Below are 26,777 nucleotides of genomic sequence, written 5' to 3' on the forward strand. Positions count from 1 at the left end.
CTCCCAGGGTCTTGATTCTATTCAGTAACGCAGCGCGCGCAGCGTGCGGTAGCTCGTCGTGATGTCGGGCAGATAGGGCGCAGGCGCCTGGTCGTTCTCGACATAGAAATGGCGGACACCCCGGCTTCCCGGACGGCGGAACAGCGCAGCGAAATCGGTCTTGCCGGCACCCACCGCGGTCATGCTGCCATCGGCGCGCGCGTCCTTCACATGATAGGCGTAGAGGCGCGGTCCCAGCCGGTCGATCCAGCCGCCGACATCCTCGCCGGCATGGCCGACCCAATAGAGGTCGAGTTCGACCTTCACCAGCGACGGGTCGGTTTCCTTGAGCAGCCGTTCGTACAGGCTGACCCCGCCCGGCTTCACCGTGAATTCGAAGTCGTGATTGTGATAGGCGAAGCCCAACCCCGCCTTGCGCAGGTCGCGGGCGAAGCGGTTGATATTGGGCAATGCCTTCGCCCAACCGGCTTCGTTGCGATATTCGTCGGTCATGTACGGCAGGATGACCGTATCGGCGCCCAGCGTCTTCGCCATCGCCACCTGCCTGTCGAACGAGCCGAGCAGCGCGTCATAGCCGATATGGACCGATGGCGAGGTCAGCCCCAGCCGGTCCATCGTCCGCCGCAGCATCTTGTGGTCCATGGCGTCGTACCCGCCGCCGCCATATTCGACCTCGCGATAGCCGATCTTCGCGATCGACGTCAGCGTCGCGACCGGGTCCTTCTGGAACAGGTCGCGGACGGTGTAGAGCTGGATACCGATCTTGCCGATCTGTGCGGCCGACGCGGTACGGGTGGCGGCGAGCGCGGCGACGCCGCCCGCCCCGATCAGGAGGTTCCTGCGATCGATCATCATGCGCTGTAGACCTTGTTGACCTTGGAATAGGGAAAGGCGCCGTCATATTCGCCGGGCACCGGCAGATATTCGCGCTCCTGCGTCATGCCGATTTCCGACGTATAATAGCCGGCGATGACCAGCTGGCGGAACGCTTCGAAGAACGTCTTGCCGCCGGTGATCCGGTCGTTCATCGCCAGCGTCAGCAGCGCGTCCTGCTGTGCCGGTGTCGCCTTGGCGGTCGACACGCGGTAATCGGCCATCGACTTCGCCTCGATCGCGTCCAGTCCGGCGAGGATCGGCACGCGCTCGGCCGGATAGGACCAGTCGGCGAGCAGCTTTTCGATATAGGCCGGCACCCCGGCGGCGATCGCGCCAGGCGTATCGGTGGTCGGCAGCACCCGCTCGCTCAGAGCGGTCATCGCCGCCCGCTGCACGGGCGTGAACACCGCCACGCTCGGCGGCCCTTCGCTGATGGCGGGCACCGGCGTGGTGACCGGTCCGCTCGCCCCCGCGGCCCGCGCGAGCGGTGCGTAGAGCGCGGTGCCGAACATCGCCGCGACGCCGGCCAGCGCCGTCCTCCGGTCGATCATTTCATCGTCTCCTTCAAATCCTGCGCGATGGCGGCTTCGGGCAAGGGGCGGACCCAGATATTGCGGAACGACACCGGCGAATCATGGTCCTGCAACTGGATCGGCGCGGCATCGCCATGCGCCGTATATGTCGCGACCTGCCGCCAGACGGTCGTGCCCAGCATCGCCTGATGATTCTGCACCAGCACCCCGTTCAGGAACGCCGTGACATAGGCCGGCCGCACCAGCGATCCGTCGGCGGCAAAGCGCGGCCGTTCGAACACGATGTCGTAGCTCTGCCATTCGCCGGGCGCGCGCGACGCGTTCACCAGCGGCGGTTTCCAGCCATAGACCGCGCCCACCGTGCCATCGGCATAGGTCGGGTTCTGATAGCCATCGAGGATCTGCACCTCGTAGCGCTGCATGAACCAGATACCGCTATTGCCGCGATCCTGCGACGATTTGGTCGGCGGGTTGGGCGAACGGAACTCCAGATGGAGTTGCACATCGCCGAAGCTCTGCTTCGTCACCAGCGCATTCTCGCCCCCGGCGCTGGCGCGCGACGGCACGGTCATCGCCCCGTCCTTGATCGGCCATGCCATGCGCTGCGGCGTCCATGCATCGAGCGAGCGCCCGTCGAACAACACCACCGCGTCGGACGGCGCACCGCCGGGCTGCTTCGCCGGCGTCACCGCCACCGGCGCAGGCCGGTCGGCGTCGTGGACGCGCCACTGACCACCCGGCAGCATCGGCGTATCCTTGAACCCCGGCTTGTCCTGCGCGACACCGGATGCTGAGAGCGTTATCAACGTCGCGCCGAGCGCGACCATCGTGCGGAGCGTCATCCTCGCCTCCCCCTTAAACCTGATCGATCCGGCGATAGGCGGCGACCAGCGCCTCCTCCCCCGGTCGGCCTTTCAGCGAATTGCCATGTTCCATCCCGATCACCCCGGCATAGCGCTTGTCGCGCAGCCAGCGGACGATCGTCGCATAGTTGATCTCACCCGTGCCCGGCTCGTTCCGCCCCGGATTGTCGCCGAACTGGATATAGCCGATCTCGTCCCAGCACGCGGCAAGCGTCGGGATCAGATTCCCCGACTGAATCTGTTCGTGATACAGGTCGGCCAGAACCTTCACGCCCGGACTGTTCGCACCGCGCGCGACGGCATAGCCCTGCGCCACGGTCTGCATATAGACGCCGGGATGGTCGGTGCGGGTGTTGAGCGGCTCCATCACCATCGCGATGCCGTGCGGCGCGACGATCTCGCCCGCGCGACGCATCACGTCGATCACCCGCGCGGTCTGGATATCCAGCGGGACGCGCGGGTCCATGAAGCCGGTGACCACGGTCATCCGCGTCGCCGACAGCCGCTTGGCGACGTCGATCGACTTGCGGATATCGCTCAGGAACGCCTCGCGCTCCGCGCCATCGGTCGCGCCCAGGATCGGCCGCGACTGTGCCCATTTCGGCATGGAGGCGACGAACACGCCCATCGTCATGCCGCGCTGTTGCAGCGCCTTGGCCATCGCCGTCTGCTCGGCAACGCTGCGCAGGCCCGCCTCGTTATCCTCCCAGGCGGTAAAGCCCTGATCGGCGGCATAGGCGATCTGTTCGATCCGCCCGCCCCGACTGGCGAAGCTGCCTTCGTGCGGCGCGAACTTCAGCGAGAAGCGCGCCGCGTTGGACGGCGGACGTTGTGCCGCGCCGACGCCGACCGCCAGCGTCGCCGCAGCGCCGCCGGCCATCACCGTGCGTCGCGACACGCCGCTCATTTGGCGGACGTCAGATAGGCGATGATCGCCGCGCGCTTCGTCGCATCGGGCGTCGCGATCGGCATCCGCGTGCCCGGAACCTTCTTGGTCGGAGCCGCGAGATATTCATCGAGCGTCTTGGCATCCCAGCGCAGCTTCGACGCCTTCAGCGCGGGCGAATAGTTGAAGCCCGCGACCGATGCCGCCGGGCGGCCGACCACGCCGTTCAAATTCGGGCCGATGCCGTTGCGACCGCCCTTGTTGACCGTGTGGCATGCCTTGCACGCATTGAACGCGGGGGGCGCGGGCGTCTGCGCCGTTGTCGGCGTGGCGGTGGCGAGTAGCGCGACGGCGGCGCTGGTCCCGGCGATGGCGGTCCCCATCAAAAACTTCATCGATACTCTCCCGATACATGGGTCCATTTGTCGTCCGACGCGGCGTTCGCGATCATCGCCTCGATAAAGGCCATGGTGCGCAGGCCATCGGTCAGGCCGGGCACGAACCGTTCGTCGTCACCGCGTATCCGGGCGGCGAAGCCCCGATACAGATTGGCAAATGCCTCGATATAGCCCTCCGGATGACCCGAAGGTGTACGCAGCAGCGCCTGCGTCGACGCCCCCAGCCCCGGTCCACCGGCACGCACCACCTCGGCCGGCCGGTCGAGCCAGCGCAGCGTCAGCGTGTTCGGCTCCATCTGCGCCCATTCGAGCGTGCCGAGTTCGCCCGACACACGCAGCTTCAGGCCGTTCTCCTCGCCAGCCGCGACCTGCGTCGCCTTCAACGTGCCGCGCGCGCCGCCTTCGAAGCGCAGCAGCGCGCTGACATCGTCGTCCAGCCGGCGGCCCGGGACATGCGTCGTCAGGTCCGCCGACAGCGTATCCACGCGGATGCCCGCGATATGCTCGGCAAGGTGAAAGGCGTGGGTGCCGATATCGCCCAGGCACCCGCCCAGCCCGGCCTTGGCCGGATCGGTGCGCCATTCGGCCTGCTTGTTGCCCTCGCCATCGATCGGGAGGCTCAGCCAACCTTGCAGATATTCGACCTGCACCAGCCGGATCTTGCCCAGTTCGCCCCGCGCGACGCGGGCGCGTGCCTCCTCGACCAGCGGATAGCCGCTATAGGTAAAGGCCAGCGCGAACTTCGCGCCGCCGGCCTTGGCGGCGGCGGCGATGGCGCGGGCTTCGTCGCCGTTCATCGCCATCGGCTTTTCGCAGAAGACATGGATGCCGGCGTTGAGCGCGGCGATCGCCATCGGCGCGTGCAGGTGGTTGGGCGTCACGATCGCCAGCGCGTCGATCCGCTCGCCGACCGGCAGGGCCAGCTCGCCCGCGATCAGCGCGTGGACGTCGCCATAGACCCGTGCCGGATCGAGATTGAGCGCATCGCCACTCCGGGCGTTACGTCCCGCATCGCTGCTGAACGCGCCGGCGACCAGTTGCCAGTCGCCGTCCATCGCCGCGGCGTGGCGGTGGATCGCGCCGATGAACGCGCCTTCGCCGCCGCCGGCCATACCGAGCTTCAAGGGGCGCTTCGCACTCATTCCGGCGACAGCCCCATCAGCGTGCGGATCGCGGCGCGATCGACCCCGCTCGCGGCGAAATCGTCGAACGGATGATCGGTCAGGCGGATCATGTGCGCTTCGATGAACGGCGCGCCTTCCGCCGCCCCGTCCGCCGAATTCTTCAGCGCGCATTCCCATTCGAGCACGGCCCAGCCATCATAGCCATATTGCGCCATGCGGCTGAACACGCCCGAGAAATCGACCTGCCCGTCGCCCAGCGAGCGGAAGCGTCCGGCGCGGTCGACCCAGTTCTGATAGCCGCCATAGACGCCCGACCGGCCGGTCGGATTGAATTCGGCGTCCTTCACGTGGAAGCACGAAATGCGATCGTGATAGCGGTCGATGAAGTCGAGATAGTCGAGCTGTTGCAGGACATAATGCGACGGGTCGAACAGCAGCCGCGCGGCATTATGGCCCTTCACCGCCTCCAGGAAACGCTCCCAGGTGGCACCGTCGTGCAGGTCTTCGCCGGCATGAACCTCGAACGCGCAATGCACGCCATGGTCCTCGAACACGTCGAGGATCGGGGTCCAGCGCCGCGCGAGTTCGGCGAACGCTTCCTCGACCAGCCCCGCCGGACGCTGCGGCCACGGATAGAAATAGGGCCAGGCCAGCGCGCCGGAGAAGGTCGCATGCGCCTTCAGGCCGAGCTTCGCGCTGGCCTTCGCCGCCATCTTGACCTGCTCGACTGCCCAGACCTGCCGCTCGGCCGGCTTGCCGTGCACTTCCTTCGGCGCGAAACCGTCGAACAGCGTGTCGTATGCCGGATGCACCGCGACCAGCTGCCCCTGCAAATGGGTCGACAGCTCGGTCACTTCGATGCCGAGCGTCGCCAGCTTGCCGGTCAGCTCGTCGCAATAATCCTGGCTTTCCGACGCGGTCTTCAGGTCGATCAGACGGCTGTCGCACGGGATCTGCACCCCGACATAGCCAAGGCCCGCGGCCCACTCCGCCATATTCTCCAGCGTGTCGAACGGGGCCTCGTTGCCCATGAACTGGGCGAGGAAGATGCCCGGTCCCTTCATGCCCGTCATGCCAGCGTCTCCTTGCGGTCGTCACGGAAGGTCAATTGAAACAGCAGCGCGATGGCGGCGGCGGCGACGGCGGGATAGACCCACATGCCCTGCCAGTCGGCAATGGTCGGGTTGGCCGGCAGCTGCGCATAGAGCAACGCGCCGATCTGCGAGCCGAGCAGCATACCGACGCCATAGGTGAACAGGGTCAGCATTCCCTGCGCCTGTGCGTTCACGCCCTTCGGCGCGGCGATGATGCCGGTGTAGATCGCGCCCGCGACGAAGAAGAAGTCGTAGCAGACGCCGTGCAGCGCGACGCCGAGATAGACCGCCCAGATGCCCGACCCGCCGTCACCGATCGCGAACAATGCATACCGCAGCGCCCACGCAGCCATGCCGACCAGCAGCAGCGGCTTCACCCCGAAGCGGCGATAGAGCCACGGCATCGAGAACATGAACACCAGCTCGGACATCTGCCCGATGGCGAGCGTACCGCCGACATTCTCGATCCCCGCCGCACCGACATAGGGTGACGCATAGGCATAATACATCGCCAGCGGGACCGAGATCAGCGTCGCGCAAGCGATAAACACCAGGAACGATTTGTTCCGCATCAGCGAGAACGCCTCGACGCAGAACACCTGCGCCAGGACGCTGCCGCCCTGCGGCTTGTCCGCTTCGACGGTCGGCAGCGTGACGCTGTAGAGACCCAGTGCTACCGACACGACCGCCGCGACGGTAAAGATCTGCGGGCTGGCCGACAGTCCCGCCCAGCCGATGATCAGGCCCGACGCGATCCAGCCGATCGTGCCGAACGCACGCACGAACGGGAAATTGTCGGTCCGTTCGCCGAAGCTCTTGAGCGCGATGGTGTTCGCAAGACCGACCGTCGGCATGTACAGGATCATGTAGCCGAGCAGCAGCCACACGAAGGTGCCCCCGCGCTCCGGCGTAATCAGCGAAGGCAACAGGAACAACAACACCCCGCCAACCAGATGCAAAATCACCATCAGCATCTTGGGCGCGACATAGCGCGTCGCGACCATGCCGAGCAGCAGCGACCCGACGATCGACGCGATCGGCCCCATCGAAAACGCATTGCCGATCAGATTGCCGATGCCGACCGTCTGCATGACCAGGCCGAGCGTGACCTGCCACGCGCCCCAGATGAAAAACTGCATGAACATCAAAGCGCTTAGTCGGACGGTCATCCCGCCATCGACCGTCGCGCCGCTGCGACGTCCCACACCCTCCGCAATGGCCATGCGCCATCCCCTCCGCGGTTTTGTCTGCTAATTACGCACGAGGCTAGGTAGATATGACACCGCTGTAAAGTCCAATGTAACCGGTTTCACAGCTTTTACGATATTTGATGCATGGTGATTTCGCTGCGGATTGATAACGTTCACTGGTTTGGGCTGCGACAATGGCGATCGATGAACGCCATATGATCCGGCATCACGCGCACGCCCGAATCCATCGCCGCGGCGATCCGCGTCATCCGGTCGTCCAGTTCGGCATCCGGCAGCAGATCGGCGATCGGATGATAGCGCTTGGGCGCGATATTCTGACCATGCAGCACCGCCAGCCAGCTCGTTTCACTGAATAGTTCATTGTCGTGGCGGTAGAGCCGGGCATTCTCGCGGAAGATCGCGATGCGTTCTTCCAGCGATGCCGGAATCGCCATGTCGCGGCACCGGCGCCACAACGGACTGTCGTCGCGTGCCGTCGCCTTGTAATGCAGGATCAGGAAGTCGCGGATCTGCTCATACTCCGCGCGGGTCCGGCGGTTATAATAGTCGATATCGGGCTGGTTGAACGACCGGTCGGGAAAATTGGTCAGCAACCGCGCGATCCCCGACTGGATCAGATGGATCGACGTTGATTCGAGCGGTTCGAGAAACCCCGACGCCAGCCCGAGCGCGACGACGTTGCGGTCCCACGCCTTGCGCCGGACGCCCGCGGTGAAGCGCAAGAAGTTCGGTCCGGCAAGCGGTTCGCCGTCAAGACTCGCGTCGAGCATCGCCAGCGCGGCATCGTCATCGATATAGTCCGAACAATAGACATGGCCGTTGCCGGTCCGCGACTGGAGCGGGATACGCCAGCGCCACCCGACGCTGGTCGCGGTCGCGCGGGTATAGGGCGTCGGATCGCCGATCCGCGCGCACGGCCGCGCCACCGCCCGGTCGCAGGGTAGCCATTCGCTCCAATCGTCGTAACCGGCCTTCAGCGCTCCTTCGATCAGCAGCCCGCGAAAGCCCGAGCAGTCGATGAACAGATCGCCCGCAACCTTGCGTCCATCTTCCAGCAGGACATGGTCGACATGACCGTTCGCGCCGTTCAACGCGACATCGACGATCCGCCCCTCGATCCGCTCGACGCCCGCCGCCTCGGCGCGTTCGCGCAGGTAACGGGCGTAGAGCGCCGCATCGAACTGGAAGGCATAGGATATGCCGGCGAGCGGCGATCCCGGCCGGCTGTGGTCGGGCCGCTGGAACTTGCCCGCCCGCGCCGCGCCCACGCCGATACTGTAGCGGTCGAGCGGCAGCGCGCCGCCCATCTGCGCCTGCCGATACCAGAACTGATGGAAGTGCAGCCCCTCCATCTCCTGCCCGTAACTGCCGAAGGGATGGATGTAGCGCTCGCCGATCCGGCCCCAGTCGACGAACTCGATCCCCAGCTTGAACGTCGCGCAAGTCCGGCGAACGAACTCGTCCTCGTCGATGCCGAGCAGCCGGTTGAAATACTGGATATGCGGGATCGTCGCCTCGCCCACCCCGACCGTCCCGATCTCCTCCGACTCCACGACGCGGATCGCAATGCCGCTGCCTGACAGGATATGGGAGAAGGCGGCGGCGGCCATCCACCCGGCGGTGCCGCCGCCGACGATGGTGATGCTGCGGATATTGCCGTCCTTCATGCCGCAACCGCCGGGCAGTAGCGCAACAGGAATTCGCCATGGGTCGGCATCCGCTGCACCGCCGCCGCCATCGCCTCGCGCATCGACGCCAGGCTGCGCGCGACATCGTCCGCCGGCAGCGTGGCGACGATCGGGTCGCTTGTCGTCGGCATGATCCCCTGCCCCAGCATCACCGCAACCCAGCTCGGCCGCGCGAACAGCTCGTCGTTATAGCGGAATACCCGCCCGGTTTCACGGAACAGCTCGATCTTGTGCAGCAGCGTATCGGGCAGCGTCATCGTTCGGCAGTAGTTCCAGAACGGCGTGTCGTCGCGCGTCGTCGCGGCATAATGCAGTATGATGAAATCGCGCACCTGTTCGAACTCGGTACGCATGTGGCGGTTATATTCGGTGCGCAGGATTTCGGGAATGTCGCCCCGGGGAAACAGCGAGATGAAACGGCTGATGCCTTCTTGGATCAGATAGATCGACGTCGATTCCAGCGGCTCGAGGAACCCCGCCGCCAACCCGATCGCGATGCAGTTGCCCTGCCAGAAACGCTCGCGGCACCCTGCGCGGAACGTAATCCGACGCGGATCGGCGAGCGGAGCTGCTTCGAGGGTCGCCAACATTACGTCGCGGGCGGCATCCTCCGACTGGAACGCGCTTGCAAAGATATGGCCGTTGCCGACGCGGCGCTGCGTCGGGATGCGCCATTGCCAGCCGGCGTCGCGCGCGGTCGATCGGGTATAGGGCGTCGGCGCTCCGGCGTGGGCGCTCGGCACCGCCAGCGCGGTATCGCAGGGCAGCCAGGGGCTCCAGTCGACGAACCCGGCATCCAGCGTCTGGCCGATCAGCAGCGCGCGAAAGCCGGTGCAGTCGAAGAAGAAATCACCCTCGACCACCCGCCCGTCCGACAGGGTCAGCCGGGCGATATCGCCCCGCGCATCCTGCCCGACCTCGCCGACCGTCCCTTCGACCCGCACCACGCCCCGCGTCTCGGCATAGCGGCGCAGAAAGCGGGCATAGAGCGTCGCATCGAAATGATAGGCATAGCGGATCTGCGACAGCACCGACCGGGGATTGGGATCGGGCAGGACGAACCGCCCGGCCTGCGCCGCGACCGCGCACAGGCTGTATGCTTCGATCGGGTCGGTCGCACCGTCCTCGCGCGCGCGTAGCCAATATTGGTGGAAGTCGATGCCCTGCATGTCGACGCCATGCTGACCGAACGGATGAATATAGCGGTCACCCTTCGCGCCCCAGTCGACGAACTCGATCCCCAGTTTGAACGTCGCCCGAGTCGCGGCCATGAACTCCGCTTCGTTCACGCCCAGCATCCGGTGGAAGGCGAGGATGTCGGGAATGGTCGCCTCCCCCACCCCGACCGTGCCGATCGCGTCGGATTCGACCAGCGTGATCGCCACGTCCTTCGGACCCAGCAGGCTGGAGAGCGCCGCCGCCGTCATCCAGCCGGCCGATCCGCCGCCGACGATCACGATCCGGCGCAACAGGGGTGCGTTCACGATGCCGCCTTTCGCAGATATTGCTCCAATTGGGCGCGATAGACGCGCGCGGGCGGCAGCGTCGCCACCCCCTGTTCGATGGTGCGCGCCATCTTCGACAGGAACGGCGTGACCTGCGCCCTCTCCGCCCGGTCGGCCAGCGGATCGTATCGCGCCGGCCGCCGCCCCATGCCCATGTGCAGGATCAGCCAGTCCTCCGGGTGGAAGGGTTCGAGGTCATAGGCGACCAGCACCCCGCGCCGTTCGAACATGGTCAGCTTGCGCTCGAGCCTTTCGGGCACCGCCTCCGCACGGGCCGCCTGCCAATAGGGTCCGTCCGGCAATCCACCAGCCTGGAACATCGCCTGCTGGAACAGCGCGGCATGGTCGTAATCCTCGGCGAAACGGCGGTTATATTCGGCCGCCTCGACCGCCATCCCGCCGGTGACCGGGATCAATGCCAGCAGTCGTTCGATGTCCCGCTCCAGCAACAGCATCGGCGCGGGGGTCAGCGGCTCGACCACGCCGGCTGCCTGACCGACGCCCACGCAATTGCCGGCCCAGGCCAGCGAACGACGTCCCAGGGTCGCCTTTGTCCCCGCGACCTCGCCCACCGCACCGACGACGGTCCGCCGCGTGCGGCCTTTCAACGGCGTATCGCTTTCCCAGCCCGACGACGTCACCCGGACCGTTCGGAGCGGTGCCTGATCATCGGCGGGCAAGTCGCTGGTAGCGATCGCTATCGCCCGGCCCGATGGACGATCGCCCGCCAACGCCGCCAACAGCTGCGCCTCCGGCCCCGATGCGTCGACATAGAGATCGGCGATCACGACACGCCCATCGTCCATCGTCACGCCGGCGATGCGCCCGTCCGCCGCCTCGACCGAAGCAACCGCGCCACCGATCCGCTCGACCCGGTCGGGCACGTCGAACAGGCGCGCATAGTCTTGCGCATCGAACTGATAGCCATATTCGGCGCGCGACAGCGGATGCGGCGCCCCGTTCGCGCCCGCGCGTGGCGGGTGGACGAACACGCCGCGGCGCGCGGCCTGCAATCCGGCCACGAACGGATCGATGCTGTCCGCACCGGCCGATGCCAGATAATGATGGAACTGCACGCCGTCGATCACCGGAAAGGGCAAGGCGAACGACTGCATCCACGACCGCCCTGCCCCCCAGTCGGCATAGCGCGTACCCCAGGAGAACGCCGTCGTGCTGTCCAGCGTCAGCCGCCGTTCGTCCAACCCGGCGGTCAGGTTGAACGCATAGGCCGATGGCCCGGTGACATTGCCATAGAACAGGTCGCTGCCCCGCTGGTCGCCGGCCCGCGCCCACAGGATCGCGATTGATGGCGGCAAGTGCCGCGCCAACGCGGCCAGCGCCATGCGCGCGGAAAGCCCGTCACCGCAAAGTAAGATCCGATGGACCGTCATGCGGCGAGGCCGGCGGCCGCCGGCGAACGGCGGATATAGTCGGCATGGTCCGGCGTCGCCTGCACCGCGCCGGCGACCTCCGCCCGCAACGCTGCCGCCTGTGCCGCCAGTGCGTCCGGCGCAATCATCTCGACGCGCGGGTCGTAGGCGCCCGGCATCAGCCGCTGCCCGAGCATCACCGCAACCCAGCTGGGCGGCAGGAACAGCCCGAACTGATAGGGCACGACATAACCGCGCGTGCGCCACGTATCGATCTTGTGCGCCAGGCTGTCGGGCAGCGTCAGCGCGCGGAAATGCCGCCACATCGGACTGTCGTCCCGTTCCGTCGCGACATAATGCAGCAGCAGGAAATCGCGCACCCGTTCGAAATGCAGCGCCATGCGGCGGTTATATTCGTCAATGTCCTCCGCCGCGAAGTCGCGGTCCGGAAACAGCGCCAGCAATTCGGTGATCCCGTCCTGAATCAGATGGATCGAGGTCGATTCGAGCGGTTCGAGGAACCCGCTGGCCAGCCCGATCGCGACGACGTTGCGCTTCCAGAAATCGCGCCGCCGCCCGGTAGTGAAGCGCAACCGGCGCGGGTTCGCCTGCATCGGCGCATCGAGATGGTCGACCAGCTGCCGCTCGGCCTCGTCGTCCGAGATGAAATCGCTGCAATAGACATGGCCGTTGCCGACGCGGTGCTGCAGCGGGATACGCCACTGCCACCCCGCCGTCCGCGCCGTCGCGCGCGTATAGGGGCCGAGCGGCCCGCGACTCTCGGTCGGCACCGCGACCGCGCGGTCGCATGGCAGCCACCGGCTCCAGTCGTCATAGCCCGACTGCAACGCCCCCTCGATCAGCAGCCCGCGAAAGCCCGAACAGTCGATGGACAGCTCGGCGCCGATCGTCCGGCCATCGGCCAGCGTCACGTCGCGGACGAAGCCCCCCTCGCCATCCAGCGCGACGTCGACCACCTTGCCCTCGATCCGCTCGACGCCGCGCGTCTCGGCATAGCGGCGCAGGAATGCGGCATAGAGCGACGCGTCGAACTGATAGGCATAGCCGAAGCTCGATTCGACCCGGCCCGGCTCGCTGGCGGGATGGCGGAACCGGTTCTGTTCGGCCGCGATCACCGGATAGGAATAGTCGTCCAGCCGACCGGCATCGCCCATTGCCCTGAGCCGCAGCCATTGGTGGTAGAAGGGGATGCCATCCTCTTCCGGCCCGTAATTGCCGAAGGGGTGGATATAGCGGTCGCCGATTCGGCCCCAGTCGCAGAATTCGATGCCCAGCTTGTAGGTCGCCTCGGTCGCCCGCATCAGCTCGGGCTCGGCGATCCCCAGCGTCGCGTTGAACGCGCGGATATGCGGCAGCGTCGCTTCACCGACGCCGACCGTGCCGATCTCCTCCGATTCGATCAGGCGGACCCTCACGCCCAAACCGGCGAGCCTGTTCGCAAGCGCAGCGGCGGTCATCCATCCCGCCGTACCCCCGCCGACGATGCACGCCGAGGTAACCCGCCGGTCGGTCATGCCGCTTCTACCCGGACAATTTCTTTCCTCACCTTACGGCACTCCCCCTGCCCGTCTTAGCAATACGCAAGACTTTTAACAGTCTTCGCGCAGCTTCGCCGCATCGCAGCAATGGTAACGGCTGAAATTACTTCCTTCTCAACAGGAAAGCGCGATTTCGTACCCAATTGTCAACGTGGCCAGGAAAAATGTTACCGCTATCTTGTCCGACTAAAAACGATCCGGTATGCGATTCGTCGTAGCCGGAACCATGCGGGCCAAGTCGTATCGACATACGGCATGAGACCCGATCTGACCGGCCACAGGGGAAACCGGGGCGGCCGTAACAACGGGCGACCTTTGGGAGGGGATAGAGCAATGAACGCACAGCGATTCCGCATTCGATCCGGCTCGGCCAAGTGCCTGCTGATGGCGACATCGGCACTCACCTTGGCATTGATGCCGTCGATCGCCTCGGCGCAGGACGCCGCCACCGATCCGGAAGGGGAACCGACGGTCACGTCGCAGGGACCGCAGACCACCACCAGCGATACTGAAATCGTCGTCACCGGCATCCGCGCCGCACTGGAATCGGCCAAGGAGATCAAGCGGAAGTCGTCGACCTTCGTCGATTCGATCACCGCATCGGACATCGCGACCCTGCCCGACCTGTCGGTCGCCGAAGCGATCGGCCGTATTCCGGGCGTCACCATCTCGCGCTTCCCGCAGGGCGGCGCCAGCCCCGATTTTCCGTCGCCCGAAGGACGCGGCAACCTGGTCCGTGGCCTGGGCTTCGTCCGGTCGGAATTCAACGGACGCGACGCATTCAGCGCCAATGGCGGCCGCAGCCTCGACTTTTCCAGCATCCCGCCCGAACTGGTCGGCGGCGTCGACGTCTACAAGAACCAGAGCGCCGACCTGATCGAAGGCGGCATCGGCGGGTCGATCAACCTGCGCACGCTCGAACCGTTCGACAGCAAGAAGGATCTGTTCGTCGTCGCGGTCGACGGCACCTATTCCGACCTGCGCAAGAAATGGTCGCCACAAGCCAGCATCACCGCCGGCAAGCGGTGGAATACCGGCATCGGCGAATTCGGCATCCTCGGCTCCTATTCGCGCTCGCGGCTCGATTCGCGCATCCATGGCTGGCAGCAGAACGCGCCGATGCCGCGCGTGCTGAACGCCGCCGGACAGGTGCCGGAAACGACCTTCACCGGCGCGAACAAGGTGAACGAGTTCGCCGGCGTCGATCCGTCGCAGATCGTCGGCATCACGCCGGGCTTCCAGCTGCGCACCAACGATGTCGATCGCGAACGCATCAGCTATTATCTCGCGGCGCAGTGGCGCAACGACAATGTCCAGCTGACCGGCAAGTACATTCGCGCCGAAAACAAGATCAACAGCATCGAACGCACCTTCGAATGGTTCCCCGAACATGACACCGGCACCACTGCGGGCGTGTCGGACATCGTGCTCGACAAGAATTGGAGCACGGCCGGCACCTCGATGTGCAGCGGCCCCGGCGGCTTTCCGTCCAACCCGGGCGACTGCGAACGGCTGATCCCGATCCGCGGCGGCCTGATGGAATCGGGCTATGTCACCAACAATGCCGACAGCTGGACCGGCGCACGCGGTTCAGCGGTCGGATCGCTGGGCATCGGCAAGATCGAGGAAGCGACCACCGAGGATTTCAGCCTCAACCTGAAATGGAACGCAACCGACCGCCTCTTCATCACCCTCGACGGCCAGTACACCAAGGCTGACGCCCGCCAGCGGTCGATCTGGGGCGGCATGAATACCTATCTGAACTGGAAGATCCGGCACGACCTCGACAATCCGTCGATCGAATTCCTGATCGACCCGCAGCACCGCTTCAATCCCAACCAGACGCGCTTCACCGGCGACCGTGACGCGACGGCGACCACGCCGGGCGTCTACATCCCGACGCCGACCAGCACCGCCGATTTCAACGGATCATCGTGGCAGTTCGCCGCCGACCAGTTCCAGGTCGGCACCGGCGAGCTGAAGGCCTTCCGGGGCGACCTCGCCTATGACGTCTCGGGCGGCGAAGGCCTGGCCAGCTGGTTCGACAGCGTGAAGTTCGGTGCGCGCTGGTCGGAGCGCAGCCAGATCAACCAGGAAATGGCGCTCAACTGGGGCTCGATCGCACCGGCATGGGACGGGCGCGGCGGCTTCGCGGTCGCCGGCACCTTCCAGAACCCGTCACAGGGCTTCGAAGCGGTGAATTTTGCCGATTTCTTCCGCGGTGGCGTGGTGCAGGGCGCGAACAATGCGTTCGTGTTCGTGAACCAGGACCTGCTGTCGAGCTATGCGAACTTCCGCAACTATCTGAACACCGAACCGCAGCTCGCGAACGGCAATTACGGCTGGGTGCCGCGCGGCACGTCGGACGGCAGCCGCTTCGGCAGCCCGATCTTCCGCCCGTCGGACATTTCGGACATCACCGAAAAGACCCGCAACGCCTATGTCCGCGTCGACTTCAAGCATGAATTCGACAACGGCATGTCGGTCGACGGCAATGTCGGCGTCCGCTACGTCCGCACCGATCTGGATTCGTCGGGCTTCCAGGCGTTCCGTCCGTTCGTCGACGACATCCAGACGCCGGCGGTGGCGAACGGCGTACGCACCCGCACCGACGATGCGGAAAGCCGCGACGATATTCGCGACTTCTCGCCGCAGACCGTTGCCTATGCCGCGCAGCAGGCGATCGCCCGGACGTTGAAGCTGAAGGACGAGCATTGGCTGCCGTCGTTCAACATCAAATGGAACCTCAACCGCGAAATGCTGATCCGCGGTGCGTTCAGCAAAGGATTGAGCCGCCCGAACGTGCAGGACCTGCGTGCCGCACAGGAATATGTCGTCACGATCAACCGCCTGAACTTCCCGCAGATCACCGACCGCAACGACCCGCTGTTCGGCATCGATCGTGGTGCGCAGAACATCACTCCCGGCGAAATACGGGTGAGCGGCGGCAACCCGTTCCTGAAGCCTACCACCGCCGACAGCTTCGACCTGTCGTACGAATGGTATTTCAAGGGCGGCTATCTCTCGGTCGCCGGTTTCTACAAGGACCTGCGCAACATCATCAACAATGGCAGCCTGCCGCTGGGCGTGCTCGGCGGCGGCGGCGACCAGCAGGTCGGGTCGGTGACGCTCGACGGACGGCAGGTGCCGATCATTTACAACGGTGCGGTGAACCAGGCGAAAGCCAAGGTGAAGGGCATCGAGATCGGCTATCAGCAGTTCTTCGACTTCCTGCCCGGACCGCTCAAGCATCTGGGCTTCCAGGGGAACTACACCTTCATCGATGCCAAGACCACGCCGCCGCAGAACGGCGTCGACAGCGATGGCGACGGTGTGCCGGACGACGTGATCACCGTGTTCCGCTGGGGTGTCGACGACCTGCTCGGCCAGTCGAAGCATATCGCCAACGCGGTCGCGATCTATCAGGACAAGGTGGTCGAGGCCCGACTCGCCTATAACTGGCGCTCGGAATATCTGACCACCTATCGCGACTATGTGACCGGCAACCCGATCTACAATTCGGCGGCCGGATTCCTCGACGCGTCGCTGAAGTTCAACATCGGCAACCTGCAGCTACGCGGATCGATCGCCAACATCCTCGATACCAAGAGCAAGGCGCGGTCCTACATCGATGCCAGCGGCCAGCTGTACGATCGGTTCAGCTTCCTGAACGATCGCCGCATCGTGGTCGGCTTGCTGTTCCGCATCTAACCCCTGGAGCGGAACAACTTGGGGAGGTGCCAGTGGCCCCTCCCCGTTTCTTTGGTGGACACGGTCCGTGTCGCCATAAGCCATCGTCACTCCCGCGAAGGCGGGAGTCCATACACGCCGAAGTAGCGCCTCCGGCATTGTCGTCAGCGGCTATGGATTCCCGCCTTCGCGGGAATGACGATATAGCTGCCCCCTACTCATCCAACCCGCTGAATCCGCCGCCGGCATAGTCGCTAAACTTGGTGATCTGCGGTTCGAACTTCAGCGTGACCTTGCCGGTGGCACCGTGACGCTGCTTGGCGATGATCAGCTCAGCCAGGCCATAGACCCGTTCCATGTCCATTGCCCATTTGGCGTGATCCTCGAAAATCTTCGCATCGTCGCCGTCGCGCGGCCGCTTCGGCTCCTTCGCCGCGACATAATAATCCTCGCGGTACACGAACCACACCATGTCGGCGTCCTGCTCGATCGAGCCGGATTCGCGAAGGTCGGACAGCTGCGGCCGCTTGTCCTCGCGCTGTTCGACGGCACGCGACAGCTGCGACAGCGCCATCACCGGCACACCGATATCCTTGGCCAGCGTCTTCAATCCGCGCGAGATTTCGGAGATTTCCTGCACGCGATTGTCGCTGCCCTTGCCCGATCCCTGCAGCAGCTGGAGGTAATCGACGACCACCAGCCCCAGCTCGCCGTCCAGCTTGCGCTGCAACCGGCGGACGCGGGTGTGCAGGCCGGAAATGGAAAGGCCGGCGGTATCGTCGATATAGAGCGGCAGCTGCTCCAGATCGGCGGCGGCATTGGCAAGGCGAGTGAAATCCTCCTTGCGGATCTTGCCCATGCGCAGCGCTTCGGAACTGATCGCCGCCTGCTCCGCCATGATACGCGTCGCCAGCTGATCGGCGGACATTTCCAGCGAAAAGAACGCGACCTTCGCACCGACCGACTTGCCCTTTTCCATGCCCGCGCGCTGGTCGTCCATGTAACGCTGCGCCGCGTTGAAGGCGATGTTGGTCGCAAGCGACGTCTTGCCCATGCCGGGACGGCCGGCAAGGATGATGAGATCGCTATGGTGCATGCCGCCGATCCGGCCATTGACCGAATCGAGGCCGGTGGTGACGCCCGACAGGCCGCCGCCGCTGTTCATCGCGCGTTCGGCCATGCGCACCGCCATCGTCGTCGCCTGCGCGAACGACTTGACCGCATTGGCCGTGGTGCCCTCCGCCGCGACCTTGAACAGCGCTTCTTCCGCCGCTTCGATCTGCTTCTTCGGGTCGACCTCGGTCGAGGTGTCGGTGGCGTTTTCCACCAGCGTGCGGCCGACCGTAATGAGTGCGCGCAATTGGGCCAGATCGTAGATCTGCTGGGCGAACTGCCGCGCGCCGATCAGGCTGGCGTTGCTGCCGGTGATCTCGACCAGATATTGCGTACCGCCCCGCGCGGCGAGCAGCTCGTCGCCATCGAACATGGGCCTGAGCGTCACCGGACTGGCGATCATGCCGGTGCGGCGCACGTCGCGGATGCGTTCGAAGATGCGGGCATGCGCGGGGTCGTAGAAATGTTCGAGGTCCAGCCGCTCGACCATGTCGTCGGCAAGGCCGTTGTCGATCAGCATCGCGCCCAACAGCGCCGCCTCCGCATCGACGTTATGGGGCACGCGCGGGGGTTGCGGGGGAGTCCCCCCGCCGATGCTGTGAACAGTAGCCATCGCCCCTTCTCCCAGACCTCGGCGTTACGCTCAACCGCTTGACAGCGCATTTTGCGGTGGACGCCAGCAGATGAAGGGGCGACAGGAAGCCATGGCCGACCCGCGGATCATCGATGTCACCCTCGACGAGCGCACCATCCTGTGGCGCAGCGCCGATATCGAACAGGAACGCCGCATCGCGATCTTCGACCTGCTGGAGGCGAATCACTTCGCCCCGCAGCGCGAGACGCCCGACAATTATGCCGGCCCGTACCGCATAGCGCTGTCGGTGCCGGAGGGGCGGCTGGCGATCGATATTGCGCGTGAGGACGGCACGCTGATCGAAACGCTGGTGCTGGGCATGGCGCGCCTGCGCCGGCCGATCCGCGACTATTTCGCGATCTGCGACAGCTATTACAAAGCCATCCGCCAAGCGACCCCGCACGAGATCGAAACGATCGACATGGCCAGGCGTGGCATCCACAACGAGGCGGCAGAGGCGCTGCGCGAACGGCTGGACGGCAAGGTCGAGATCGACTTCGACACCGCCCGCCGCCTGTTCACGCTGATCTGCGTACTCCATATCAAGGGATGATGCGGAACCGGTTGATCCTCGGCGCGCTGGCGATGCTGGTGATTGCCGCCATGGTGACGTGGCGCTGGTCGCTCGGCTGGCATCCCGACGCCGCGCGCTTTCCGGTACAGGGCCTGACCGTGGCCGCCCACGACGGCACGGTGGACTGGGGCATGGTGCGCGCACGCGGCGCGGACTTCGCCTTCATTACCGCATCCAGCGGCACGACCCGCGATCCGGCGTTCGAAGGCAACTGGAACGGCGCACATGCCGTGGGCCTGCGCCACGGTGCGCTCCACGTCTTTTCGCTATGCGAACCGACCGCCGATCAGGTGACGGCCTATCTCACCACCGTGCCCCGCGCCGCCGATGCGCTGCCTGCTGCGCTCGCGCTCGATTTTACCGACGGCTGCGATGCCCGACCGACCCGCGCGCAGGTGCTCACCGCCATTCGCGGCTTTCTCGCCCCTGCCGAATATCATGACGGCCGCCCGATGGTGCTGCGCATCTCGCCCGCGTTCGAGGACGAGTATCGGGTGAGCGAGGCGATCGTCCGGCCGCTCTGGGCGACGGGACGTTTCCGCGAACCCGATTATCTGGCGCGGCCGTGGCGGATGTGGCAGGCGAACCCGGCGCGCACCATCGATGGCGTCGCCGAACCCGTTGCCTGGAGTGTAGCCGCCCCATGACCGACCCCGCCCAGTTGATCGCGGCGGCCCGCGCCGCCGCCGCCCATGCGCACGCCCCCTATTCGCGCTTCGCGGTCGGCGCCGCGCTGCTGATGGAGGACGGATCGATCGTCACCGGCGCGAATTTCGAAAATGCCAGCTACGGCCTGTCGCTCTGTGCGGAGACAGTGGCGATCGCCAGCGCATCGGCGGCGGGACGGTTGCGACAGATCGTCGCGATCGGCGTGATCGGCGGCGCGATGGATGCCGAAGGAATCCCCACCGGCACGACCCCGGTCAGCCCCTGCGGCCGCTGTCGTCAGGTCATCAACGAAGCCGCGCAGATGGGCGGCCGAGACCTGCCCGTCCATTGCGGCGCGGCGGAAGGTGACGCCATCCGCTCCTACCGCCTGTCGGAACTGCTGCCCGATGCGTTCGGGCCAGCCGATCTCGGGATCGGCTGACCCGGCGGATCAATCGGGCCGCTTCGCCGCATCGGCCGCCTGAATGAACTGCCAGACCGCCCCGGAGAAACCCGGATCGGCCTGCCCGTCCCATTCGGCGCGCGAGTCGTGCAATCGCTTCGCACCCGCCCACATCTCCGGTGTCGCGACCGATGCGAAGGGCGCCAGCAGCGCCTGCCATTCCGCCAGGAATGCCTGCGCTTCGCTGGACGCCGGATCGAGCGGTAGCGCAGCCTCGATCCGCTGACCCAGATCGGTCCATTGCGCTTGATAGGCTGCCTGATCGAAGTCGGCGGGCAGCGCCGCTTGGCGTTCGGCCCATTCGGCCTGTTCCGCATCGGTGAAATGGCGGTCGATCACCGCCCTCCATTGGGTCGTCGTCATGATGTTTCCCTTTCGGATCAGCGAGCAGAGCGTCGCGACGTCGATGCGCTCGCCGGCATCGATGCGGGACTGGATCGAGCGTAAGAAAAGGGCGGTGTCGGCCAGCGCCGCCCGCTGGGTCTCGACGACCGCCGCTTGCGCGGCGATCATCGGCCCGAGCCGTGCGTCTGGCCGATCGAGCATCCGCCCGATCGCCGCGAGGGTGAAGCCCGCGCGCTTGAGGGCGACGATCGCGTGCAGCCGCTCCAGCTCGCCCGTGCCGAAGACGCGCCGCCCACCGGCGGTCCGCAGCGGCCGGATCAGCCCGCGCGCTTCATAGAATCGCAGGGCCCGGCTGCTGAGACCGGTGGCGGCGGCAACGTCGGCGATGTCGAGCATGGTGGTCATGGCGGCACTCTACCGCTTGACGCAACGTCAAGCGCAAGCCCCGATGCGACGATGCCGCTTGCCCTGTCCCTGCGATCCGGCGATGGAGCGGCTAGCAGCAAAGGGGCAAGCAATGACGATCCTGTCGGACCACTGGATTCGCGAACAGGCGCTGGCGACGGGGATGATCGAACCCTTCGTCGAATCGCAGCGGCGCGAGGGCTGCATCAGCTATGGCCTGTCGTCCTATGGCTATGACGCGCGAGTGTCGGACGAGTTCAAGATCTTCACCAACGTCGATTCGGCGGTGGTCGACCCGAAGGACTTCGCCCAGAACAGCTTCGTCGATCGCAAGACCAACGTGTGCATCATCCCGCCCAACAGCTTCGCCCTCGCCCGCACGGTCGAATATTTCCGGGTTCCGCGCGACGTGCTGGTCATCTGCCTCGGCAAGTCGACCTATGCCCGCTGCGGCATCATCGTGAACGTGACCCCGCTGGAACCGGAATGGGAAGGCCATGTCACGCTGGAATTCTCCAACACGACGCCGCTCCCGGCGAAAATCTACGCCAATGAAGGCGCGTGCCAGTTCCTGTTCCTGAAGGGCGACCGGCCCTGCGGCACCAGCTATGCCGACCGCGCGGGCAAATATATGGGGCAGCGTGGCGTGACCCTGCCCCGGCTCTGACGATGATCGGGCGCAACTGGACCGGGCGCAGCGCCGTCGTGCGATCGGCGGCCTTGCTGCCGATCCTAGCGCTGCTCGCGCCGAAGCTGCCGCTGCCCTGGGCGTTCGGGATCGGGGCGACGCTGATCGCGTGGTTTGCGTTCGTCAGCGCCCGTGTGGCGATCAACGATCACCGCGCCGCGTCGGAAGCGCCGCCGTTCCGCCCGTTCCGCCGCTCGCGATAGGGTGGACGCGGCGGGGCGATCGTCTCGGGCGTCTCCCACGGATGCTGTCCGCCGCCGCGCACCGTCGTTATCCGGCCGGTCGACAGCGTCACCGCGACGCCCCCGGTCCGCGCCAGCATCGCGCGGTCGAGCTTCAGCCAGCGCGAGCGGCATTCCTCGGGCAGTCGCCGCTCGCTGACCACGATGTCCGCACGTGCACAGGCCGCGATCAGTTCGGCCCAAGGCACCGCATAGCCGCTCCGGGTCGCGAGGATCGTCCAGACCCGTCCGCCCGCTTGACGCCGCGCAACGCACAGGTCGGGGCTGCACCGCGCGCCGGGCTGGTCGGACAGCGGCGGCAGTGCGCCCAGCACGCCACCGCCCTCGCCCAGGGTCGAGCGGACATACTCCCCCGCCCGGTCGCGCAATATCGCCATGCCGCCGTCGTCGGTCGCCAGCGCCAGATGCCGCCCGTCCCCCGTCACCAGCAGGTCGGGCGCAGGCGTCGCCAGCGCCCATAGCACCCCCGCCGCCAGCGGCACCACGCCCCAGCGTCGCCACGTCGTCCGCCACAGGGCGATCCACAACCCGCCCAGCACCATCAGCGCGAACGCCCCGTCGGGCATCGCCGGCAGCGCCGCGACCGATCCCGGCGCCGAAGCGACGACATGCGCCACCCACAGCAACAGCGCCAGCGACCGCTCGACCAGCCACCATGCCGGCGCGCCCAGCCCGGCCACGTCGAGCAGCAGCGCCAGCGCCTCCAACGGCATGGTGACGAAAGTCGTCAGGGGGATCGCGACGATATTGGCCAGTGCCCCGTACAACCCGGCGGTATGGAAATGGTACAGCCCGATCGGCATCAATGCTGCCTCGACGGCCACACCGGTCAGCAGCAACGAGCCGAGACTACGCGCCATCTTGCGCCCATAGCCTTCGTCGCGCGCGAGGAACCAGCGGCGGACCCGCGGATGCTCGTGCAGCGCGACGATCGCGGTGACAGCCGCAAAGCTCAGCTGAAAACTCGGACCGGCGAGCGATTCGGGCAGCACCAGCAGCACCAGCAACGCCCCCGTCGCGATCATCCTGAGCGTGATCGCCTCACGCCCCAGCGACAGCGCCGCCAGCACCAGCAGCGCGGCGATGCACGACCGCACCGTCGGCACGTCCGCCCCCGAAAGCCAGGTATAGAACAGCGCCGCCCCGGCGCCGGCTGCCGCCGCGACGACCGGCAACCGGATACGCAACGCCAGCGGCGGAAACAGCGCCAGCAGCTTCAGCACGACCGTCATTGTGGCGACCACGACCGCCGTGACATGCAGCCCGCTGATCGACAGCAGATGCGCCAGGCCGGAGCGCCGCATCGCCTCGGCATCCTCTTCGGCGATGGCGCCGCGATCCCCCGTAACGAACGCCGCGGCGATCCCTCCGGTGCTGCCGTCGATCCGCGACAGGATATGGTCGGTCAGCCGGTCCCGTAAGGCGGCATTGCCGGGATTGCCCGGCGTCACGACCCGCACCGGCGCAAAGCCCCGCCCGGTCGCGCCCAGCCGCCGAAACCACGCCGCCCGCGCGAAGTCATAGGCACCGGGCACGGCGGCCGTCGGCGGCGGCATCAACCGGGCGCGAAGCGAGATTCGCGCACCGGGAACGACGCCTGCCACCATGTCCTTTTCGGACAGGTTGACGCGCAGGCGCGGCGGCAGTCCCGCCCCGGCATCGGGCAGCAGCGTCAACCGCACCGCTTCGCGTGCGGGCAGCGGTTCGACCCGCTCGACCCGCCCCACGAACGCCACCACCACCGGTCGCGCCAGCACCGGCGCGGCGACCCGCTCCGCCCGCCACCACACCAGCGCACATCCCAGCATCGCCAGCATGCCGGCCCACGCCACCACCCGCGCGGTCCGCATACCCCAGGGCAGCACCATGCCGCCCAGCGCGACCGACAGCGCCAGCAACAGGAACGCGACCCACGCCCCCTGCCCCGGCAACAGGAACCAGGCGGCGATCCCTGTGCCCAACGCGACCGGCATCCACAGCGGCAACTGCCCCCGCTCCACCTCCGCTCGCGCCTCCAGCCCCTCAAGGAACCGATGCGGCCGGCGCACGGTTTGAAGCGTGCCGGACGTCATGCTAGGGGCGGTCGCGGCTGAATGGGCCATCATGTTCACCCGAAGTCTTGGGGGTATCCGCGCTTGGGCGCAACCAATTCCGCGACGCCTGTCGTCACCCGTTTCGCACCGTCGCCGACGGGATTCCTGCACATCGGCGGCGCGCGCACCGCGCTGTTCAACTGGCTCTATGCCCGTCGCCATGGCGGCCGGTTCCTGCTGCGGATCGAGGATACCGACCGTGTCCGCTCGACCGAACCGGCGATCGAGGCGATCCTCGACGGGATTCGCTGGCTCGGCCTCGACTGGGACGGCGACGCCGTGTTCCAGTTCGCCCGCGCCGACCGCCATGCTGCCGTCGCGCATCAGCTGCTCGACGCCGGCCGTGCCTATCGCTGCTATGCGACGCCCGAAGAGTTGACCGCGCTGCGCGAGGAACAGCGCGCCGCCGGCAAGCCGATCCGCTATGACGGCCGCTGGCGCGACCGCGCGCCCGAGGATGCGCCGGAAGGTGCCCCGTTCGTCATCCGGCTGAAGGCGCCGAAGGAAGGCGCGGTCACGATTGCGGACCAGGTGCAGGGCGACGTGACCGTCGCCAATGCCGAACTGGATGATTTCGTGCTGCTGCGCTCCGATGGCACGCCGACCTATATGCTGGCGGTCGTCGTCGACGATCACGACATGGGCGTGACGCACATCATTCGTGGCGACGATCACCTCAACAACGCCTTTCGTCAGCTTGCGCTGATCCGCGCGATGGACGCGGTCGAGGGCGGCTGGCCCGATCCCGTCTATGCGCATGTTCCGCTGATCCATGGTGCGGACGGCGCGAAGCTGTCGAAGCGGCATGGCGCGCTGGGGGTCGATGCCTATCGCGACGAGCTGGGCGTCCTGCCCGAAGCGCTGAACAACTATCTGCTGCGCCTCGGCTGGGGGCACGGCGATGAAGAGATCATCAGCCGCGAACGCGCGACCGAGGTGTTCGACCTGTCGGGCGTGGGCCGCTCGCCGTCGCGCTTCGATACCAAGAAGCTGATGAACCTGAACGGCCACTATATCCGCGAGGCCGACGATGCCCGGTTGACCGATCTGGTCGCGCAGCGCCTGCCCGACGGGATCGACCGCGATCTGCTGCAACGCGCCATGCCGGTGCTCAAGGTCCGGGCGGCCGACCTGAACGAACTGGCGGCCAATGCCGCCTTCTTCTTCCGGTCGCGACCGCTGGCCATGGACGAGAGTGCCACCGCGTTGCTGACGCCGGACGCACGCGCGATCCTTACGCAGTTGCACGCCAAGCTTGACGCACTCGCAGCATGGGATACGGAGACGATCGAAGCTGCGGTACGCGAAGTCGCCGAGGCAGCGGGGTTGAAGCTGGGTGCCGCCGCGCAACCGCTTCGCGCCGCGCTGACGGGTTCGCGCACATCGCCGGGGATCTTCGACGTGCTCGCCCTGCTGGGCCGCACCGAAAGCCTCGGCCGCATCGAAGACCAGATGGCCAAACCGGCCGCATAACGTAACAGGAGACGCCGAATGGCCGAAGACGCTAAGCTGCAAGTTGCCGGCAAGGACGTCCAATTTCCGGTACGGTCGGGCACCATCGGTCCCGACGTGATCGACATCCGCAAGCTGTATGCGCAGACCGGCACCTTCACCTACGATCCGGGCTTTACCTCGACCGCCAGCTGCGATTCGGCGCTGACCTATATCGACGGTGACGAAGGCGTGCTGCTGCACCGCGGCTATCCGATCGGGCAGCTGGCCGAAGAGTCGAGCTTCATGGAGGTCGCCTATCTGCTGCTGAACGGCGAACTGCCCTCGGGCGACGAGCTGATCAAGTTCACCGGCACCATCACCCGCCACACCATGCTGCACGAACAGCTTGCCGGCTTCTATCGCGGCTTCCGTCGCGACGCGCATCCGATGGCGGTGATGTGCGGCGTGGTCGGCGCGCTGTCGGCCTTCTATCACGATTCGACCGACATCACCGATCCGCACCAGCGGATGGTCGCGTCGCATCGCCTGATCGCGAAGATGCCGACGATCGCCGCCATGGCGTACAAGTACAGCGTGGGCCAGCCGTTCATCTATCCGAAGAACGACCTGAGCTATACCGGCAACTTCCTGCGGATGACCTTCGGCGTTCCGGCCGAGGAATATGAGGTGAACCCGGTCGTCGAAAAGGCGCTGGACCGCATCTTCATCCTGCACGCCGACCACGAACAGAACGCGTCGACCTCGACCGTGCGTCTCGCCGGTTCGTCGGGCGCCAATCCGTTCGCGTGCATCGCGGCCGGTATCGCCTGCCTATGGGGTCCGGCGCATGGCGGCGCCAACGAAGCCGCGCTCAACATGCTGCGCGAAATCGGCACGCCCGATCGCATCCCGGAATATATCGCCCGCGCCAAGAACAAGGACGATCCGTTCCGCCTGATGGGCTTCGGTCACCGCGTGTACAAGAACTACGACCCGCGCGCGACGGTCATGCAGAAGACGGTGCGCGAAGTGTTCGACTCGCTGGGCGTCAACGATCCGGTGTTCGAAACCGCGCTGCAGCTGGAGGAAATCGCGCTCAACGACGATTACTTCCGCGAAAAGAAGCTGTTCCCGAACGTCGATTTCTATTCGGGCGTCATCCTGTCGGCGATCGGTTTCCCGACCACCATGTTCACCGCGCTGTTCGCGCTCGCCCGCACCGTCGGCTGGGTCGCGCAGTGGAACGAGATGATTTCGGACCCCGAACAGAAGATCGGCCGTCCGCGTCAGCTCTACACCGGCCCCGCACAGCGCGATTACGTGCCGGTGGGTCAGCGCTGA

23 protein-coding genes are annotated in these 26,777 nt (G+C 66.2%); 8 read left to right on the forward strand and 15 right to left on the reverse strand.

What is annotated here, in order from left to right:
• Positions 1-21: 21 nt before the first annotated feature.
• From PPZ50_RS13115 to PPZ50_RS13170, 12 genes are all read right to left on the reverse strand, one after another.
• Positions 22-855 carry a sugar phosphate isomerase/epimerase family protein gene (locus tag PPZ50_RS13115; RefSeq protein ID WP_066694273.1) on the reverse strand — a complete coding sequence of 278 codons (834 nt, stop codon included), beginning with the start codon at positions 853-855 and terminating at the stop codon, positions 22-24.
• The gene (locus PPZ50_RS13120; protein WP_066694275.1) at positions 852-1,427 is read right to left on the reverse strand and encodes a gluconate 2-dehydrogenase subunit 3 family protein; all 576 of its coding nucleotides are present in this window, start codon (positions 1,425-1,427) and stop codon (positions 852-854) included. The genes PPZ50_RS13115 and PPZ50_RS13120 overlap by 4 nt, the downstream gene beginning before the upstream one ends.
• Positions 1,424-2,251: a 3-keto-disaccharide hydrolase gene (locus PPZ50_RS13125; protein WP_066694278.1), complete on the reverse strand. Its 828-nt coding sequence runs from the start codon at positions 2,249-2,251 to the stop codon at positions 1,424-1,426. The genes PPZ50_RS13120 and PPZ50_RS13125 overlap by 4 nt, the downstream gene beginning before the upstream one ends.
• Positions 2,252-2,264: 13 nt before the next feature.
• The gene (locus tag PPZ50_RS13130) at positions 2,265-3,170 is read right to left on the reverse strand and encodes a hydroxypyruvate isomerase family protein (RefSeq protein WP_232308071.1); all 906 of its coding nucleotides are present in this window, start codon (positions 3,168-3,170) and stop codon (positions 2,265-2,267) included.
• Positions 3,171-3,175: 5 nt separating this feature from the next.
• Positions 3,176-3,553: a c-type cytochrome gene (locus PPZ50_RS13135; protein WP_084401836.1), complete on the reverse strand. Its 378-nt coding sequence runs from the start codon at positions 3,551-3,553 to the stop codon at positions 3,176-3,178.
• Positions 3,550-4,698, reverse strand: coding sequence for a Gfo/Idh/MocA family protein (locus tag PPZ50_RS13140; protein WP_066694284.1), 1,149 nt, complete (start codon positions 4,696-4,698; stop codon positions 3,550-3,552). Before PPZ50_RS13140 ends, PPZ50_RS13135 begins: the two co-directional genes overlap by 4 nt.
• Complete coding sequence (locus tag PPZ50_RS13145) at positions 4,695-5,753, reverse strand: sugar phosphate isomerase/epimerase family protein (protein ID WP_066694287.1); 1,059 nt, start codon at positions 5,751-5,753, stop codon at positions 4,695-4,697. The genes PPZ50_RS13140 and PPZ50_RS13145 overlap by 4 nt, the downstream gene beginning before the upstream one ends.
• Positions 5,750-6,997 (reverse strand): MFS transporter, encoded by a 1,248-nt coding sequence (locus PPZ50_RS13150; RefSeq protein ID WP_084401837.1) that lies wholly within the window; start codon positions 6,995-6,997, stop codon positions 5,750-5,752. Before PPZ50_RS13150 ends, PPZ50_RS13145 begins: the two co-directional genes overlap by 4 nt.
• A 140-nt stretch (positions 6,998-7,137) precedes the next feature.
• Complete coding sequence (locus PPZ50_RS13155) at positions 7,138-8,652, reverse strand: tryptophan halogenase family protein (protein ID WP_066694290.1); 1,515 nt, start codon at positions 8,650-8,652, stop codon at positions 7,138-7,140.
• Positions 8,649-10,157, reverse strand: coding sequence for a tryptophan halogenase family protein (locus PPZ50_RS13160; protein WP_066694292.1), 1,509 nt, complete (start codon positions 10,155-10,157; stop codon positions 8,649-8,651). Before PPZ50_RS13160 ends, PPZ50_RS13155 begins: the two co-directional genes overlap by 4 nt.
• Complete coding sequence (locus tag PPZ50_RS13165; protein ID WP_084401841.1) at positions 10,154-11,569, reverse strand: tryptophan 7-halogenase; 1,416 nt, start codon at positions 11,567-11,569, stop codon at positions 10,154-10,156. The genes PPZ50_RS13160 and PPZ50_RS13165 overlap by 4 nt, the downstream gene beginning before the upstream one ends.
• Positions 11,566-13,083, reverse strand: a complete 1,518-nt coding sequence (locus PPZ50_RS13170; protein WP_272815315.1) for a tryptophan halogenase family protein — start codon at positions 13,081-13,083, stop codon at positions 11,566-11,568. The genes PPZ50_RS13165 and PPZ50_RS13170 overlap by 4 nt, the downstream gene beginning before the upstream one ends.
• 357 nt (positions 13,084-13,440) lie before the next feature.
• Here PPZ50_RS13170 and PPZ50_RS13175 point away from each other — a divergent pair, with 357 nt between their 5' ends.
• Positions 13,441-16,818, forward strand: a complete 3,378-nt coding sequence (locus tag PPZ50_RS13175) for a TonB-dependent receptor (protein ID WP_272815316.1) — start codon at positions 13,441-13,443, stop codon at positions 16,816-16,818.
• A 193-nt stretch (positions 16,819-17,011) separates the two neighbouring features.
• On the opposite strand, the gene PPZ50_RS13180 is transcribed toward PPZ50_RS13175, so the two are convergent.
• Positions 17,012-18,523, reverse strand: coding sequence for a replicative DNA helicase (locus tag PPZ50_RS13180; RefSeq protein ID WP_066694301.1), 1,512 nt, complete (start codon positions 18,521-18,523; stop codon positions 17,012-17,014).
• A gap of 91 nt (positions 18,524-18,614) precedes the next feature.
• Between PPZ50_RS13180 and PPZ50_RS13185 the strand changes: the two genes are divergently transcribed.
• Genes PPZ50_RS13185 through PPZ50_RS13195 form a run of 3 tightly spaced genes read left to right on the forward strand, consistent with a single transcriptional unit; the run spans position 18,615 to position 20,208 of the window.
• The gene (locus PPZ50_RS13185) at positions 18,615-19,097 is read left to right on the forward strand and encodes a UPF0262 family protein (RefSeq protein ID WP_066694577.1); all 483 of its coding nucleotides are present in this window, start codon (positions 18,615-18,617) and stop codon (positions 19,095-19,097) included.
• The gene (locus PPZ50_RS13190) at positions 19,097-19,765 is read left to right on the forward strand and encodes a GH25 family lysozyme (RefSeq protein ID WP_066694304.1); all 669 of its coding nucleotides are present in this window, start codon (positions 19,097-19,099) and stop codon (positions 19,763-19,765) included. Before PPZ50_RS13185 ends, PPZ50_RS13190 begins: the two co-directional genes overlap by 1 nt.
• Positions 19,762-20,208: a cytidine deaminase gene (locus PPZ50_RS13195; protein ID WP_066694312.1), complete on the forward strand. Its 447-nt coding sequence runs from the start codon at positions 19,762-19,764 to the stop codon at positions 20,206-20,208. Before PPZ50_RS13190 ends, PPZ50_RS13195 begins: the two co-directional genes overlap by 4 nt.
• 9 nt (positions 20,209-20,217) lie before the next feature.
• On the opposite strand, the gene PPZ50_RS13200 is transcribed toward PPZ50_RS13195, so the two are convergent.
• Positions 20,218-20,979: a MerR family transcriptional regulator gene (locus PPZ50_RS13200; RefSeq protein WP_126014452.1), complete on the reverse strand. Its 762-nt coding sequence runs from the start codon at positions 20,977-20,979 to the stop codon at positions 20,218-20,220.
• A gap of 112 nt (positions 20,980-21,091) precedes the next feature.
• Here PPZ50_RS13200 and dcd point away from each other — a divergent pair, with 112 nt between their 5' ends.
• The gene (gene dcd / locus PPZ50_RS13205) at positions 21,092-21,646 is read left to right on the forward strand and encodes a dCTP deaminase (RefSeq protein ID WP_066694318.1); all 555 of its coding nucleotides are present in this window, start codon (positions 21,092-21,094) and stop codon (positions 21,644-21,646) included.
• 2 nt (positions 21,647-21,648) lie between these two features.
• Positions 21,649-21,870: a hypothetical protein gene (locus tag PPZ50_RS13210; RefSeq protein ID WP_066694327.1), complete on the forward strand. Its 222-nt coding sequence runs from the start codon at positions 21,649-21,651 to the stop codon at positions 21,868-21,870.
• On the opposite strand, the gene PPZ50_RS13215 is transcribed toward PPZ50_RS13210, so the two are convergent.
• The gene (locus PPZ50_RS13215; RefSeq protein ID WP_157092807.1) at positions 21,816-23,981 is read right to left on the reverse strand and encodes a ComEC/Rec2 family competence protein; all 2,166 of its coding nucleotides are present in this window, start codon (positions 23,979-23,981) and stop codon (positions 21,816-21,818) included. The two genes, PPZ50_RS13210 and PPZ50_RS13215, sit on opposite strands and share 55 nt — an antisense overlap.
• A gap of 21 nt (positions 23,982-24,002) precedes the next feature.
• On the opposite strand from PPZ50_RS13215, the gene gltX reads away from it, so the two are divergent.
• Together gltX and PPZ50_RS13225 are read left to right on the forward strand one after the other, a co-directional pair.
• Positions 24,003-25,475, forward strand: coding sequence for a glutamate--tRNA ligase (gene gltX / locus PPZ50_RS13220; RefSeq protein ID WP_084401846.1), 1,473 nt, complete (start codon positions 24,003-24,005; stop codon positions 25,473-25,475).
• A gap of 18 nt (positions 25,476-25,493) precedes the next feature.
• Positions 25,494-26,777 (forward strand): citrate synthase, encoded by a 1,284-nt coding sequence (locus PPZ50_RS13225; protein WP_066694331.1) that lies wholly within the window; start codon positions 25,494-25,496, stop codon positions 26,775-26,777.

Source organism: Sphingomonas hankookensis (assembly GCF_028551275.1).
Taxonomy (GTDB): domain Bacteria; phylum Pseudomonadota; class Alphaproteobacteria; order Sphingomonadales; family Sphingomonadaceae; genus Sphingomonas; species Sphingomonas hankookensis_A.

Excerpts from the sequence above, each read along its gene's own strand:
- PPZ50_RS13120 (WP_066694275.1), bottom strand. The coding sequence starts at position 1,427 with ATGATCGACCGGAGGACGGCGCTGGCCGGCGTCGCGGCGATGTTCGGC.
- dcd (WP_066694318.1), top strand. The coding sequence starts at position 21,092 with ATGACGATCCTGTCGGACCACTGGATTCGCGAACAGGCGCTGGCGACG.
- PPZ50_RS13140 (WP_066694284.1), bottom strand. The coding sequence starts at position 4,698 with ATGAGTGCGAAGCGCCCCTTGAAGCTCGGTATGGCCGGCGGCGGCGAA.
- PPZ50_RS13145 (WP_066694287.1), bottom strand. The coding sequence starts at position 5,753 with ATGACGGGCATGAAGGGACCGGGCATCTTCCTCGCCCAGTTCATGGGC.
- PPZ50_RS13215 (WP_157092807.1), bottom strand. The coding sequence starts at position 23,981 with ATGACGTCCGGCACGCTTCAAACCGTGCGCCGGCCGCATCGGTTCCTT.
- PPZ50_RS13195 (WP_066694312.1), top strand. The coding sequence starts at position 19,762 with ATGACCGACCCCGCCCAGTTGATCGCGGCGGCCCGCGCCGCCGCCGCC.
- PPZ50_RS13170 (WP_272815315.1), bottom strand. The coding sequence starts at position 13,083 with ATGACCGACCGGCGGGTTACCTCGGCGTGCATCGTCGGCGGGGGTACG.
- PPZ50_RS13190 (WP_066694304.1), top strand. The coding sequence starts at position 19,097 with ATGCGGAACCGGTTGATCCTCGGCGCGCTGGCGATGCTGGTGATTGCC.
- PPZ50_RS13125 (WP_066694278.1), bottom strand. The coding sequence starts at position 2,251 with ATGACGCTCCGCACGATGGTCGCGCTCGGCGCGACGTTGATAACGCTC.
- PPZ50_RS13180 (WP_066694301.1), bottom strand. The coding sequence starts at position 18,523 with ATGGCTACTGTTCACAGCATCGGCGGGGGGACTCCCCCGCAACCCCCG.
- PPZ50_RS13225 (WP_066694331.1), top strand. The coding sequence starts at position 25,494 with ATGGCCGAAGACGCTAAGCTGCAAGTTGCCGGCAAGGACGTCCAATTT.
- PPZ50_RS13200 (WP_126014452.1), bottom strand. The coding sequence starts at position 20,979 with ATGACCACCATGCTCGACATCGCCGACGTTGCCGCCGCCACCGGTCTC.
- PPZ50_RS13185 (WP_066694577.1), top strand. The coding sequence starts at position 18,615 with ATGGCCGACCCGCGGATCATCGATGTCACCCTCGACGAGCGCACCATC.
- PPZ50_RS13155 (WP_066694290.1), bottom strand. The coding sequence starts at position 8,652 with ATGAAGGACGGCAATATCCGCAGCATCACCATCGTCGGCGGCGGCACC.
- PPZ50_RS13165 (WP_084401841.1), bottom strand. The coding sequence starts at position 11,569 with ATGACGGTCCATCGGATCTTACTTTGCGGTGACGGGCTTTCCGCGCGC.
- PPZ50_RS13150 (WP_084401837.1), bottom strand. The coding sequence starts at position 6,997 with ATGGCCATTGCGGAGGGTGTGGGACGTCGCAGCGGCGCGACGGTCGAT.
- PPZ50_RS13210 (WP_066694327.1), top strand. The coding sequence starts at position 21,649 with ATGATCGGGCGCAACTGGACCGGGCGCAGCGCCGTCGTGCGATCGGCG.
- PPZ50_RS13135 (WP_084401836.1), bottom strand. The coding sequence starts at position 3,553 with ATGAAGTTTTTGATGGGGACCGCCATCGCCGGGACCAGCGCCGCCGTC.
- gltX (WP_084401846.1), top strand. The coding sequence starts at position 24,003 with ATGGGCCATCATGTTCACCCGAAGTCTTGGGGGTATCCGCGCTTGGGC.
- PPZ50_RS13175 (WP_272815316.1), top strand. The coding sequence starts at position 13,441 with ATGAACGCACAGCGATTCCGCATTCGATCCGGCTCGGCCAAGTGCCTG.
- PPZ50_RS13115 (WP_066694273.1), bottom strand. The coding sequence starts at position 855 with ATGATGATCGATCGCAGGAACCTCCTGATCGGGGCGGGCGGCGTCGCC.